The sequence below is a fragment of the Streptomyces sp. NPDC055632 genome, assembly GCF_053618675.1.
Genome location: NZ_JBSHHY010000038.1, coordinates 1 through 13,968, shown reverse-complemented (window position 1 = coordinate 13,968; position 13,968 = coordinate 1). Strand labels below are relative to the sequence as shown.

At 76.2% G+C, this 13,968-nt stretch carries 12 protein-coding genes; 10 read left to right on the top strand and 2 right to left on the bottom strand.

The window, feature by feature from the left end:
• Positions 1–127: 127 nt before the first annotated feature.
• Both ACWGSR_RS32075 and ACWGSR_RS32070 read left to right on the top strand, forming a co-directional pair.
• Positions 128–949, top strand: a complete 822-nt coding sequence (locus tag ACWGSR_RS32075) for an AfsR/SARP family transcriptional regulator (protein ID WP_376242287.1) — start codon at positions 128–130, stop codon at positions 947–949.
• Positions 950–1,146: 197 nt separating this feature from the next.
• On the top strand, positions 1,147–1,884 hold the full coding sequence (locus ACWGSR_RS32070) for a thioesterase II family protein (RefSeq protein WP_453571823.1): 738 nt from the start codon (positions 1,147–1,149) through the stop codon (positions 1,882–1,884).
• Positions 1,885–2,041: 157 nt separating this feature from the next.
• Here ACWGSR_RS32070 and ACWGSR_RS32065 read toward each other — a convergent pair whose 3' ends face one another.
• Complete coding sequence (locus tag ACWGSR_RS32065; protein WP_376245909.1) at positions 2,042–2,518, bottom strand: nuclear transport factor 2 family protein; 477 nt, start codon at positions 2,516–2,518, stop codon at positions 2,042–2,044.
• 246 nt (positions 2,519–2,764) lie between these two features.
• Here ACWGSR_RS32065 and ACWGSR_RS32060 point away from each other — a divergent pair, with 246 nt between their 5' ends.
• Positions 2,765–4,537: an FAD-dependent oxidoreductase gene (locus ACWGSR_RS32060; protein ID WP_453571821.1), complete on the top strand. Its 1,773-nt coding sequence runs from the start codon at positions 2,765–2,767 to the stop codon at positions 4,535–4,537.
• Positions 4,534–5,448, top strand: coding sequence for an SRPBCC family protein (locus tag ACWGSR_RS32055; protein WP_453571818.1), 915 nt, complete (start codon positions 4,534–4,536; stop codon positions 5,446–5,448). Before ACWGSR_RS32060 ends, ACWGSR_RS32055 begins: the two co-directional genes overlap by 4 nt.
• Here the strand turns inward: ACWGSR_RS32055 and ACWGSR_RS32050 are convergent.
• Positions 5,381–6,223 carry a thioesterase II family protein gene (locus ACWGSR_RS32050; RefSeq protein ID WP_376245918.1) on the bottom strand — a complete coding sequence of 281 codons (843 nt, stop codon included), beginning with the start codon at positions 6,221–6,223 and terminating at the stop codon, positions 5,381–5,383. The genes ACWGSR_RS32055 and ACWGSR_RS32050 overlap by 68 nt on opposite strands.
• A 120-nt stretch (positions 6,224–6,343) precedes the next feature.
• Between ACWGSR_RS32050 and ACWGSR_RS32045 the strand changes: the two genes are divergently transcribed.
• The 6 genes from ACWGSR_RS32045 to ACWGSR_RS32020 form a co-directional block, all read left to right on the top strand.
• Positions 6,344–6,889 (top strand): acyl carrier protein, encoded by a 546-nt coding sequence (locus ACWGSR_RS32045; protein WP_453571815.1) that lies wholly within the window; start codon positions 6,344–6,346, stop codon positions 6,887–6,889.
• A complete protein-coding gene (locus ACWGSR_RS32040) occupies positions 6,879–7,847 on the top strand; it encodes an aromatase/cyclase (protein WP_376245924.1) in 969 nt (322 codons plus the stop codon). Before ACWGSR_RS32045 ends, ACWGSR_RS32040 begins: the two co-directional genes overlap by 11 nt.
• A 173-nt stretch (positions 7,848–8,020) precedes the next feature.
• Positions 8,021–9,799, top strand: a complete 1,779-nt coding sequence (locus ACWGSR_RS32035; RefSeq protein WP_453571812.1) for an acyl-CoA dehydrogenase — start codon at positions 8,021–8,023, stop codon at positions 9,797–9,799.
• 158 nt (positions 9,800–9,957) lie between these two features.
• Complete coding sequence (locus ACWGSR_RS32030) at positions 9,958–10,797, top strand: 4'-phosphopantetheinyl transferase family protein (protein WP_383321461.1); 840 nt, start codon at positions 9,958–9,960, stop codon at positions 10,795–10,797.
• Positions 10,798–11,001: 204 nt separating this feature from the next.
• On the top strand, positions 11,002–13,362 hold the full coding sequence (locus ACWGSR_RS32025; RefSeq protein ID WP_453571809.1) for a condensation domain-containing protein: 2,361 nt from the start codon (positions 11,002–11,004) through the stop codon (positions 13,360–13,362).
• Positions 13,363–13,426: 64 nt separating this feature from the next.
• Positions 13,427–13,968 (top strand): S-adenosylmethionine synthetase N-terminal domain-containing protein (locus tag ACWGSR_RS32020; protein ID WP_453571807.1); only part of this gene is annotated, 542 nt, incomplete at its 3' end.

Here is a 13,968-nt window from a genome sequence, read left to right as displayed (position 1 = left end):
AAGGACGGGAAATAGAGACCCGCTCGACAGGCGCTGGAGATTTCCGGGACCGCCCCCTGTGCTTCGCTACCGTTCCTACGTCGAAGGCTGAAAATCGATGCGAACTCGACCACGTACGGAGGAAACCGTGAGGATTCAGGTTCTGGGTCCGTTGAGTGCCGAGGTCAACGGGGGCTCGATTGTTCCGACGGCCGGGAAGCCGCGCCAGATTCTGGCCCTTCTCGCGCTGTACCCGGGACGGGTGATCCCCGTACCGACGCTGATGGAGGAGATCTGGGGGACCGAGCTCCCGCAGAGCGCCCTCACCACCCTGCAGACCTACATCCTCCAGCTGCGCCGGCGGCTGGGCACGGCCATGGGGCCGGGCGCCCCCGGCGGGGCCAAGGAGGTGCTCGCCACCCGCCACGGCGGCTATCTGATGCAGATCGCCCCCGAGTCGGTCGACGTGCACGAGTACGAGGGGCTCGTCGGCAGGGGGCAGAAGGCCTTCGAGGAGGGCGAGGACGAGCAGGCCGCCGACCTGCTGCGCAGGGCGCTCGCCCTGTGGCAGGGCCCGGCCCTCGTCGACGTGCGGGTCGGGCCGATCCTGGAGATAGAGGTCATGCGGCTGGAGGAGAGCCGGCTGGTGACCGTGGAGCGCCGGATCGACGCGGACCTCCGCCTGGGCCGGCACACCGAACTCATCGTCGAGCTGGCCGAACTGATCGCGCGCCACCCGCAGCACGAGGGCCTGCACTCGCAGGCCATGGTGGCGCTCTACCGCTCCGGCCGCCAGGCGACCGCGCTCGACGTCTACCGGCGCCTGCGCACCCGGCTCATCGACGACCTCGGCGTCGAGCCCTCGCCGCAGCTCCAGCGCCTCCACCGGGCGATGCTCATGGTGGACCCGGCCCTGGACGTGGCCTCCGGGCCGCGCCGCAGCTCCACGTTCGACCTCTACGCGGCGTAGGGGCCGTCCGGCGGATCGGGGTCGGGAAGGCCCCTCGGGGTCGGGAAGGCGCCGGGGTCGGACAGGCTTCTTAGGGTCGGACAGCCCCCGGGGGTCGGAAAGACCCCGGGCCGGCCCCCGCGGCGGCGGGTTCGAGCGGACCTCCAGCGCGGTGCGCGAGGGTCCGGGCGGGAACCGACGACCGCGGGAGGACCGGCATGGGCGTGCAACTGGTGTGCTTCGCGCACGCGGGCGCCGGCGTCAGTGCCTTCCGGCGGTGGCGGGAGCTGAGCGGCGGCGCCCTGGAACCGCGGCCCTGGCTGCTGCCCGGCCGCGACGGACGCCGGCGCGAGCCCCGGGTCACCGGGCGCGCCGCGCTCCTGGACGACCTGCGCGCGCTCCTCGACGACCCGCCGACCGGGCCGTACGTCCTCTACGGGCACAGCCTGGGCGGCATGATCGCCTACACCCTGACCCGGGCCCTGCACGAGGCCGGGGCGCCGCTGCCCGAGCTGCTGGCCGTCGGGGCGTGCCCGCCGCCCCACGCGCCCCTGGGGCTGCCCCGGGCCGCGGACGCCCCCGACGGGGAACTCGTCCGGTTCCTCGACTCCTTCGGCGCCGCGCCGCCCGGAGCCGTGCCCGGCGACCTGTGGCACCGCAAGGTGCTGCCCGTGCTCCGCGACGACCTGCGGCTCGCCGCGGACCTGCGCGCCGCCGCCCTGACCCCGTCCGCCGCCGGGCCGCTGCCCGTTCCGGTGCTTGCCGTCGCCGGCACCGAGGACGCCCTGGCGACGCCGGACGACCTCGCGGGCTGGTCCGGGTGGACCACCGGACGGTTCGTCCGGCGCACCGTGCCCGGCGGCCACTTCTTCGTACGGGACCGCGCACTGCCCCGGCTGATCGGCCGCGCGGGCCGCGTCCTGCTGCGCGGCGACCTGCAGACGGCCGGCTGCTGACGGCCGTCTGCCGGCGGCTCACGGCCGAGCCCGGCCGCCACCGCTGGAACGCGCGAACGCGCCGTACCGGGGCTCTTCCCCGGTACGGCGCGTTCGTTCGTACGTGAGGTTCTGCCGGTACGGCGCGTCCGCGGCCCCGTCGGACGGGGCCCGCGGGTCAGAACGACAGGTGGTCCGGGGTGATGCGGCGCTCCCGCACAAGCAGCCGGTCGCCGTCGCGTACGAGGACGTCCTCCACGACCGCGCTCGTGCCCGGTTCCGACACGGGGTTCCACGGGCGCGTCACCCACACCATCGAGGAGAAGCGCGTGCGCAGCGTGCCGTCGGGCCGCTCGTCGACCTGGAGCATGCCGTACCAGTGCCGGCGGCGCACGGGCTCGGTCCCGAAGCGCGCGTGGTGCGCGGCGCGCAGGGACCGGGCGATCTCCCCGCGCCCCACCGACTTCTTCCGCACCGGGGACGGGGTCAGCGTCCCGTCCTCCGTGAAGGTCTCCGCGAAGGCCTCGGCCCGCAGGTCGTCGAGGAGTTCGGCCTGCCGGGCGTAGAAGCGCTGCGCCTCGACGTACGGGTCGGCGGCGGGCGCGGGCACCGAGGCCGCGAAGGCCGCCTGGGGATGGGTGGTGTAGGTGCTCATGCCGCTCCTCGGGAGTCGTCGAACGCTTCCGGACCCGTCCCGTTCCTGCGGTCCAGCGCGTCCGGACAGCATCCGTGGCGCCGATCGAGAGTTGTTCGAAGATTCCTCAAGCGGTCCTGCGGACAGTGAGGGCACCGGATCGGACCGACCGGTTCCGACCGGTTCAGATCGATCCAGTTCGGTCCGGTTCGGTACCGATCGATCAGGTTCGGCGCCGTACCGCGCCCCCCGAGAGGAGAAACACCCGTGACCTCCCACGTCCTGGTCGTCGGCGCCGGTCCGGTCGGCCTCACCGCCGCGCACGAACTCGCCCGCCGCGGCCTGCGGGTGCGCCTGATCGACGGGGCCCCGGGCCCCGCCGTCACCAGCCGCGCCGTCGCCGTGCACCCGCGCACCCTGGAGACCCTCGACCAGATGGGCGTCGCGGAGCCCTTCGTCGCCGCCGGCCGGCGGAACCGGGCGTTCACGATGTACGCGCGCGGCAGCCGGCTCGTCCGCCTGGAGGCGGACTACTCCTCGATGCCCACCCGGTACCCGTACACCGTCCTCCTGGAGCAGACCCGCACCGAGGCCCTGCTGCGCGAGGCCGTCGCCCGGCTCGGCGTCCGGGTCGAGTGGGGGACCCGGCTGACCTCGCTCGCGCAGGACCGCGACGGCGTCCGCGCCCGGCTCGAACACGCCGACGACACCACCGAGGAGTACGCCACCGGCTGGCTGGTCGGCTGCGACGGCGGACACAGCACCGTGCGCAAGCAGCTCGGGCTGCCGCTGATCGGCGAGTCCAGCGAGACCTGGGAGCTCGCCGACGCGCCCGTCACCGTCGACCTCCCGCCGGACACCATCTACTGGGTCCACACCGGCCGCCAGGCCCTGATGATGGTGCCGTACAGCCGTGAGGGACAGTGGCGGCTCCTCGACACCTCCCCCGTCGGCACCGGTGCGAAGAACGGTGCGAAGGGCGGGCGGGACACCGGCGTCCCCTCCGTCGCCGAGCGCTTCGGCGCCAAGCTGAGCGCCGGTCTCGGCCGCGAGGTCCGGGTGGGCGAGCCCGAGTGGACCTCCGTCTTCACCTTCCAGCAGCGCATGGTGCCCCGCATGCACGACGGCCGCGTCTTCGTCTGCGGGGACGCCGCCCACGTGCACAGCCCCGCCTCCGGCCAGGGCATGAACACCGGCGTCCAGGAGGCCTACAACCTCGCCTGGAAGCTCGCCATGGTCGTCCGCGGCGAGGCCGGGCGCGGCCTCCTCGACACCTACGGCGAGGAGCGCGTGCCCGTCGGCAGGGCCCTGCTCGGCTCCACCCGCAAGGCCACCTTCCTGGTCCAGTTCAAGAACACCGTGGCCGGGTTCGCGCTGCCGGTCGTCTTCACCCTCGTCCGCAACGTCGGCCCGCTGCGCCGCGCCATCCAGCGCAAGGTCCTCGGCGCGATGTCCGGACTCCGGCTCGGCTACCCCGAGAGCAGCCTCACCACCCGGCGGCCCGACGGCCGGGGCCCGGCCTTCGGCACCCGGGCCGCCGCGGCCGCGGCCCGCCACCCCGGCGGCCCCGGGGCGGACGCGCTGCGCGACGAACTGCGCGACGTCCGCTGGACGCTCCTGGTCGCCGACGGTCCCGAGCGGGTCCGGCGGACGGCCGGGGCCGTCCGCGAGGCCTTCGGCTCCTGGCTGTCCGTACGGACCATCGGCGGCCCGGCCGGAACCCCCGGAGGGCTCCCCGACCCGGACGGGCGGCTGCGCGCGGCCCTGGGCCTGGCGCCTGGCGCCTGGGTCCTTGTCCGGCCCGACGGCTACACGGCCTCGGGCGGCGCCGAACTGACCGCGGCCGCCCTGGACGGGGCCCTGGCCCCGCTGGACCGGGCCGCCGCGCCCGCCGACGCGGACGTTCCCGTCGGTGCCGAAGTCCCCGCCGACGCGGACTCCCCTGTCGATGCGGACGTCCTCACCGGTACGGACGCTCCCGCAGGTACGGTCACGGAGCCCCGTACCGCTCCCGCCCGGGTCCTGGAGGGCCACCGGTGACCGGGCCCGCACGGAACCGCGGCACGGTGCACCGGACCGAGATCGGGGCGCCCGCCGGACTGGTGTACGGACTGCTCGCCGACGCCCCGCAGTGGCCCCTGTACCTGCCGGACGCCGTCCACGTGGAACGCCTCCCGTGCGACGGGCCCGGCGAGCGGCTGCGCAGGTGGGACGTCACCGGCGGGGTCCTCCGCCCGCGCACCCTGCGGCGCCTCCCGGACGCCGCCCCGCGCCGGATCGCCTTCCGCGAGGAGGACCCGGCGGACCCGGACGGCGCGCCGTCCGGGAGCTGGACCGTCGAGGACCTGGGCGCCGAACGCGCCCTGCTGGTCCTGGAGGTGGACGCCCCCGCGCCGGCCGGGAGCCGCTCGCCGGAGGCCGTCGCCGCGCGGGACGGCGCCGTGGCCGCCCTCCGCGAGGAGGCCGGCCACCTGGCCCGGCTGGCCGCGCACTGGGAACGCCTCGACGAACTCGTCCTCTGCTTCGAGGACTCGGTGCGCGTCGACGCCCCGCCGCAGCGCGTGTACGCGCTCCTGGAGGGCCCCGGCCCCCGCCCGTACCGCGTCCCGGCCGTCCCGCCCGACTCCGTGCGGGTCCGCCTGCCCGGGCGCGGGCTCGTCGTCCACAAGCAGCCGCGGACCCCCGCCCCGCTGGCCGTCCACACCGGGATCTGGACGGTCGCCGACGACGGCGCGGGCGCCACCCTCCTCACCTCCCGGCACGGGGTGCTGCTCCAGGCCGGGCCCGTCACCGGGCTCTTCGGCCCCGACGCCACCTCCGAGACGGTCCGCCGGCACGTCCGCCGGACCCTGGGCCGGCGCAGCGCCTCGGTGATGGAGCAGGTCAGGCGGTACGCGGAGGAGGGGGAGGAGGAGTGGCGGCAGGAGGACGAGCGGTGGCGGGTCGCGTGAACACGGTCCGCCGCGCGCCCGGGCGCGGGCCGGGGCCGAGGTGCGCGACGACCGTCGCGAGCACCTCCTCGGCCCGGTCCGTCAGGAAGAAGTGCCCGCCGGGGAACACCTCGGCGGTGAACGGGCCGGTGGTGTGCTCCTCCCAGGCCAGCACCCCCTCGACGTCGGCCACCGGGTCCCGGTCCCCGGTCAGCGCGACGACCGGGCACGTCAGCGCGGGCCCCGGCCGGTACGCGTACGTCTCCACCGCCCGGTAGTCGGCGCGCAGCGCCGGCAGGACCATCGCCAGCAGCTCGGGATCCCGCAGCAGCGCGGCGTCCGTGCCGCCGAGCGCGTCCATCTCGGCCAGCAGCCGTTCGTCCCCGGCCGCACCGAGGCCGCCCTCGAACGGGATCGACGGCGCCGGGCGCCCCGAGGCGAACAGGACCGCCGGCACCTCGCCGGCCGCCTCCAGGCGGCGGGCCACCTCGAAGCCGAGGGTGGCGCCCATGCTGTGCCCGAAGAGGGCCAGCGGCCGGTCGCGGTACGGGGCCAGGGCCGCGGTGATCCGGTCGGCGAGCACCTGGAGGTCCGCCACCGGCTCCTCGCCGCGCCGGTCCTGGCGGCCCGGGTACTGGACGGCCAGCACGTCCACCGCGGGCGCGAGCGCGTGCGCCACCGGGAGGAAGAAACCCGCGGAACCGCCGCCGTGCGGCAGGCACACCAGCCGGACCGGGGCCTGCGGAGCGGGCCTGAACCTCCTGAACCAGCTTCCCGCACCAGGGCTTTCGCTCATCCCCCCACCCTTCCCGTTCGACCGTCGCGTCCAGCATCCACCGGAGCGGCCGGCGTGTCCGACGACCGCCGTCCGGAGTCCGAGCCGTTGTCCACGCCTTCTCGAGAGGGTGCTGAGAGCGTGCCGAGCACGTCGCGTCCGCGCCGCCGCGGCTCCCCGCCCGCGGCCCGGCGCCGCAGCCTTCCGGAGGACCGCATGCCCGTGCCCGTACGGCCCGCCCAGACCCGGCACGAACCGGCCCGCCCCGCCCGCCCCGCGCGCTCCGGCGGCGCGGCGCGGGGCGGTGCGGGCGACGGGGACGTGCGGGCCAGGATCACCGCCTACCTCGCGCGATTCCTCCCCGTGCACGGACTCGCCGACGACGAGGACATCTTCGGCCTCGGCTACGTGAGCTCCGTGTTCGGGCTCGAACTGCTGGCCTTCGTCGAGGAGGAGTTCGGCGTCACGGCCGGCCGGGAGGACCTGGACCTGGAGGACTTCCGGTCCGTGGGCGCCCTGGTGGCGTTCGTCGGGGCGCGGACCTCCGGGACGGCGGCGGCCCCGGACCCGTCCAGGGGCCCCGTACGCGCCGTGGACGGCGGTTCGAGGGCTCGTCGAGCGATCCTCCGGCGGGGCGGAGCAGAGTCGGACGCAAGGGCGAGAGAGGGGTGGACCGATGTCGGATGAGAGAGTGCGTCGCACGTCGTACACGGTGGACGTGGCCGCCCCGGCGGGCGTGCTGTACGGACTGGTCGCGGACACCACGGAGTGGCCGCTGCTCGTGCCGCCAGCGATCCACGTCGAGCGGCTGGACTTCGACGGGGTCCAGGACCGGTTCCGCATGTGGGTGACGGCCAACGGCTCCGTCACCTCGTGGATCTCCCGCAGGCACCTGGACCCGGCGCGGCGCACGATCGACTTCCACCAGGAGGTCGCGGCGGCCCCCGCCTCGCACATGGGCGGCCGCTGGATCGTCGAGGAGCTGGGCGCCGACCGCTCGCGGATCACGCTGCTGCACGACTTCACGGTGGCGGGCGACGACCCCGCGGGCGCCGAGTGGCTGACCCGCGCCACCGACGACAACAGCCGCGCGGAGCTCGCCCGGCTGAAGGAGGCCGCCGAGCTGTGGACCCGGCTCGACGGACTCCGGCTGACCTTCGAGGAGTCGGTGCGCGTCAACGGACCCGCCGAACTCGTCTACGACTTCCTGTACGGGATCGGCGACTGGCCCGAGCACCTGGCCCACGTCGTCCGGGCCGACGTGCGCGAGGACCTGCCCGGCGTCCAGGTCGTCACCACGGACACCCGTGCCCCCGGCGGACCCGCCGTCACCACCGAGTCCGTGCGGGTCTGCTTCCCCCACGCGGGCCGGATCGTCTTCAAGGAGACCCGCACCTCCCCGCTGCTCGCCGCCCACTGCGGCGAGTGGACCGTCACCCCGGACGAGAGCGGCGTCACCGCCGCCGTCACCCACAGCGTCCTGCTGCGGGAGGAGGCCGTCGAGTCCGTCCTGGGACGCGGCGCCGACCTCGCCCAGGCCCGCCGGTACGTGCGCGACACCCTGGGCGCCGCCGGCGCGGCCACCCTCGGACGCGCCCGCCGCCACGCGGAGTCCGCCGTCCGCGTGCTGTGCCCGGGGCAGTGACCGGGCAGCCCATGACCACGACGCCCGACACGCTGATGCCCGACACGCCGACGCCGCCGCCGTACGCCGGAACGCGCGCGGCCGGAGCCGCAACCGGATCTGCGAACGACCCCCTGACCGGAGCCGTGAACGAACCCGTGACCGGATTCGTGAGCGACCCCCCGACCGGAGCCGTGAGCGAACCCGTGACCGGATTCGTGAGCGACCCCCCGACCGGAGCCGTGAGCGACTCCGCCACCGGACCCGCGCCCGAGGCGCGGGCGCTGGAGCGGGCCGCCCGGCTCGAGTCCCTGCTCGGCGACCCGCTGCGGCCCGCCAACCCGCACGGCATCGCCGCCCTCGTCGCCGCGGACGACCTGCGCAGGCCGCCCGCCGCCACCGAGCGCCTCCTCACCGAGCACGGGCTCGGCGCCGAGTTCGTGCCCGCCGCCCTCGGCGGCCGGCTGACCCGGGCCGACCTGCTCGCGAAGGTGCTGCGCCCGGTCTTCCGCCGCGACCTCGCCCTCGGCTTCGGCTTCGGCATCACCTCGCTGTTCGCCACCGCCGCGGTCTGGGCCGCCGGCAGCCCCCGCCAGCGCGAGGAGACCGCCGGTCTCCTCCTCGGCGGCGGCCGGGCCTCGATCGTCCACCACGAACTCGCCCACGCGAACGCCATCCTGCGCGACGAGTTCACGGCCCGCTCCGTGCCCGGCGGCCACCTGCTCAGCGGGCGCAAGGACGTCGTCATGAACGCCGCGCGCTCGGGCGCGTACGTCGTCTACGCCCGCACCGCGGCCGAACGCGGGCCGCGCAGCCACTCCGTCTTCCTGCTGCGCCCCGGCGACCTGCCCGGGGACACGGTGCGGCACCTGCCCCGCGTGCACACCCCCGGCATGCGCGGCGGCCTCTTCTCCGGCCTGGAGCTCGCCGGCTGCCCCGTGCCCGGGGACGCCATGGTCGGCCGCCCCGGCGAGGGCGTCGCCCTCGCGCTGCGCACCTTCCAGGTCAACCGCTGCCTCATCCCCGCCGTCGCCGTCTCCTCCGTCGACACCGTGCTGCACTCGGCCGTCCGCGCCGTCACCACCGGCCGCAGCGCCCCCGTGGCCCGGCGCTGGCACAAGCCGCTCACCGGGGTCTTCGCCGACCTGCTCGCCTGCGACGCCATGGCCACCGTCGCCCTGCGCTCCCTGAGCCTGCTGCCCGAACGCACCCACGTGCTCGCCGCGGCGGTCAAGTACGTCGTGCCCGACCTGCTGCGCGACGACCTGGAGGAGCTCGCCTCCGTGCTCGGCGCCCACGGCTACGAGCACGGCAGCCCGCAGTACGGCGCCCTGGAGAAGGTCGTCCGCGACCTGCCCGTCGCCGGGCTCGGCCACGCCGGCACCGCCGCCTGCCAGGCCGTCATCGTCCCCCAGCTGCGCACCCTCGCCGCGCGCTCCTGGTTCCGGGCCGAGGAGCCCCCGCCCGAGCTCTTCCGCCCGGGCGCCGCCCTGCCCGACCTCGACTACCGGCTGCTCGGCTTCGCCGGGGGCGACGACTTCCTGCCGGCCACCCTGGTGGCCTGCGCCGACCGGCTCTCCGCGCACCGCGCCCTCGGCGGCGCCCTCGCCGTGCTCGGCGAACTGGCCGAGGGGTTCGTCGGCGAACTCCGGGCGCTGCGCACGGCCTGCGCCGCGCTGCCCACCGGGCACGCGGGCCTCTCCGACCCGGCGGTCGTCGTCCTCGGCGACCGGTACGCGCTGGTCCTGGCCGCCGCCGCGGTCCTCGGGGTCTGGGAGGGGCAGGACGGCACCGACCCCTTCCTCGCCGATCCCGCCTGGGCGGTCCTCGCCCTGACCCGGCTCGCCGGGCGGCTGGGCATCGCCGCGCCCGAGCCGCCCGCCGGCTGTGCGGAGCACCTGCTCGCCGAGGTCGTCGGACGCTACCGCGCGGGCCGCAGCTACGACCTCGACGGCACGTCGCCCGACCGGTGAGCCGCGCGACCCGCGCGCGCCGGGCCCCGACGACCGGTGGGCCGTGCGACCCGCACGCCGTGCACCCCGACGACCGGTGAGCCGCACGCCGCGCACCCCGAGCACCGCCGCCCCGCGCGGGCGGTGCGCCCCAGCAGCCGCAGAGGAGGTCAGGAACCGTGCCGGAGCAGCACCGCGTCCCGGACGGGCGCGCCGTCCCGTCCCCCGTCCACGTCACCGGGCCCGGGGGCCCCTGGGACGCCCTGCACGAGGACCTGGAGGGACTCGGCAGCGCCGTGGTGTACGCGACCTGGGGGGAGTGGCTGACGGCCGCCCTCGCCGCCCCGGAGCTGCGACGCCTCCTCGGCCGCGACTGGCCGCGCTACCGGCGCACCGAGGACGCCGCCGTCCGCTACCGCTTCGTCACCTCGCGGATGGTCGTCAAGTACACGGCCGCCGCGGCGCTGCGGACGGATCCCGCCGCGCTCGACCTCGCGTACAAGATCGGTGGACGGCCCTACATCCGCGGCTTCGACCAGATCGACGTCAGCCTGAGCCACACGGACGACCTGATCGCCGTCGGCGTCAGCCGCACCGGCCGCATCGGGGTCGACGTGGAACCGGCCGGCCGGCGGATGTCCTTCGAACTGCTCCACGACCACATGTGCACCCCGGCCGAGCAGGCCGAGCTCGCCGGCCTGTCCGAGGAGCGCAAGGCCGCCGAGCTGCTGCGCCTGTGGACCCTGAAGGAGGCCTACACGAAGGCGCTGGGCCAAGGGCTGAGGCTGGGGTTCACGGAGTTCGGCTTCGGCCTGGAGAGCGGGGACCTGACGGCCCCCGACGGCAGCCCGGCCGCGCGCGGCGAGTGGGCCTTCGGGACCCACCGGGTGCTCGACCGCTACCTGCTCAGCGTGGCCCGCCACGACGCGGGTCTCGACCCCGATCCGGACACCGCCGTCCGCACCATGCTCGACGACGGGTTCCTGGGCGCCGTCGAGGAGATGCTCGCGGCCGGCTGACGCGCCGACTGACGCGCCGACCGGCCCGGTGACCGGGCCGGGAGCCGTCGTGTCAGCGCCGTGTCAGCCGCGCGTCGGCGCCGCGTGGCGCGCCCGCCCATACTCCCGACGCCTCGCCGATTCCGTACAGAACGCGACCGATCGCACAGAACAGAACCGACCGCAGCGCACCGCGCCGAACCGACCCGGGAGGGACCGATGACCATGGCCGCACCCCAGGCCGTGACGGTGGTCATCGCCCCCGGCCGGCCGAGCTCGCTGGAGCTGCACGGTCCGCTGGCGCCCGCCGCCCTCGAACCGCTGCTCGACCGGTTCCCGCCGCCCCGGCCCGCGCTGCGCCGGCACTCCCCGGTCCACCACACGCTCCGGCTGCCCCTCTCCTTCGACGCGGGGCGGCTGGCCGACCTCCTGACCGGGCCGGAGACCGCCCCCCGCGCGGCGCCGGAGGAGCACGGGGAGGGTGCTCAGGAGGACGTACGGGAGGGCATCCGGGACGGCGTACGGGACGGTCTTCCGGGTCCGGAGTCCGTCGAGTCCGTCGAGTCCGCCGGTTCGGTCGAGTCCGCCGAGTCCGCCGAGTCCAACGAGTCGGTCGAGCCCCTCGCGTCCGTCGAGCCCGCCGAGTCGGTCACGTCCGTCGAGCCCGTCGACTCCGCCGAGCCCGCCGGGTCCCTCGCCCCCGTCGATTCCTTCCCCCGCGGTCCGGCCGCCTTCGTCGCCGCCCGGCGGCCGTACCCGCTCTCCCACGGACACCCCGCCGCCCCCCGCCAGCAGGACATCCTCCTCGGCTCCCTCACCCACCCCGGCGCCGGGTTCCACGTCGAGCAGGTCCACTGGCACTGGTACGGACCGCTCGACCCCGAGCGGTTCCGGGCGGCCTGGCAGCGCGTCACCGACCAGGAGGCCGTGCTGCGCGCCGTCCTGGCCCGCCCCGCCCCGCACCACCCGCCCCGCGTCGTCGTGCGCCCCTCCGCCGTCCCGCAGATCGCCCGCCGTTCCCAGGGGGCCGCGGAGTGGAACACGCTGGTCGCCGCCGAGCGGCTGCGCGAGTTCGACCTGATGCGCGGCGGTCCGCTGCGCATCGTGCTCGTCGACGAGGTCCGGGACGCCGGCCCTCCGGGCACCCGGATCCTCGCCACCTACCACCAGGCCCTGATCGACACCCGCAGCATGGGCCTGCTGCTGCGCTCCTTCTACCGCGCCTACCTCGACGACGGGCGCGCGCGCGGCGGCGAGCGCCGCCCCGACGTGCGCGACCACCTCCGCTGGGTACAGGGCCAGGACCTCGGTCCCGCCCGGGCGTTCTGGTCCCGTGCCGCGCCTCCGGCGGGCGCGGCCACCCTGCCCGCCCGGGTCACCGGCGACGTCACCGGCCGACGGGGCCACGGCCGGGCCTGGCAGCGCCTGACCCCGCACGAGACGGTCCGGCTGCGCGACTGGGCCGCCGGTCACGGGGCCACCGAGAGCACCGTCGTCCAGGCCGCCTGGGCGCTGCTGCTCCACCGTGCCCACCGCGCCCGTCCCGCCCCCGCCCCGGTGGCCTTCGCCGCGGCCGTGTCCGGCCGGGGCATCGCCCTCGACGGGGCCGAGGGGATGCCGGGCGCCCTGGCCAACCCGCTGCCCGTGGCCGTGGACGTCGGCCCCCGCACCCGGATCCGCGACCTGCTGGCCGCCCTGACCGACCGGGCCCTCGACACCACCGCGTACGAATGGGTCTCCGCCGGGCAGATCCACGGCTGGTCGGGCCGGGCGGCCGACGACGAACTCACCGAGTCCGTCGTCGTCTTCCAGCCGCCGGACCTCCTGGCCGCGCGCTCCGGACCTCTCTGCGGACCGCTCTCCGACCCGGCCGCCGAACTGCGGGAGGACCTGGCCGCCGAGGGCGTGCGCGTGGAGCCTCCGGAGCTGTTCGGCGCGCACACGGGCGTGCCCATGACCCTCGCCGCCCGCCACGACGGTGTGGGCGGACTGGCCCTGACCGTCGTCCACGACCGCGCCCGCGTCGCGGACGCCGACGCCTCCGAGTGCCTGGCGCAACTGCTCCGGCTGCTGCGCGACCTCCCCCTCGCCGTCGAGGGGTCCACGCCCGTCGAGGAGGTCCTCGGCCTCCTGGAGGGCCGCCCGGTGCCCCGCATGGCGCACCGACCGCCGTCCTCCCTGCGCCTGCTGCGCCCCGGCGCGGGGCCGGGCGCGGGCGTGATCTGCCTGATCCCGCCGCCGGGCTCCCCGGAGAACTGCTACGACGTGCTGGCCCGCGACCACCGCGGGCCCCAGACGCTGGCCACCGTCACCGCGCCCGCGGACGCGACGGCCTGCCTGACCGCCCTGGGCCCGGCCCTGGCCGCCCGCGAACCCGTCCTGCTCGGCGGGTACTCGGGCGCGGGCGCCCTCGCGTACGGCGTGGCGCAGCGGATCGCCGCCCACGGCTGGGCGCCCCCGCTCGTCGCGATCGGCGGCGCCCCGGGGGCCGCACCCGACGCCGCCCGCGACCTCGCCGCGGTCCTCGCCGCCACCGCCGCGCACGCGGCGGCCGGCGGGGCGGGCGGGGCCGAAGGACTCGTATGACCCACGCACCGGCCGGGCGGCACCGGAACCGGCCGGCCGTCCCTCCCACCACCTGGAGTTCGCCATGACCCGCCGTCTGTTCACCTCGGAGTCCGTGACCGAGGGGCATCCGGACAAGATCGCCGACCAGATCAGCGACACCATCCTCGACGCCCTGCTGAGCCAGGACCCGACCTCGCGCGTCGCCGTGGAGACCATGATCACCACCGGCCTCGTGCACATCGCGGGCGAGGTGACCACCAAGGCGTACGCGCCGATCGCCCAGCTCGTGCGGAACAAGATCCTGGAGATCGGCTACGACTCCTCGAAGAAGGGCTTCGACGGCGCCTCCTGCGGCGTGTCGGTGTCCATCGGGGCGCAGTCCCCGGACATCGCCCAGGGCGTCGACACCGCGTACGAGAAGCGGGTCGGGGACGTCTCCGGGGGCACCTCCGGGAACGCTTCCGGGGACGCCTCCGACGGCGACGGGCTGGACGCGCAGGGCGCGGGCGACCAGGGCCTGATGTTCGGCTACGCGTCGGACGAGACGCCCGAGCTGATGCCGCTGCCGATCCACCTCGCGCACCGGCTGTCGCGCCGGCTGACCGAGGTCCGCAAGAACGGGAC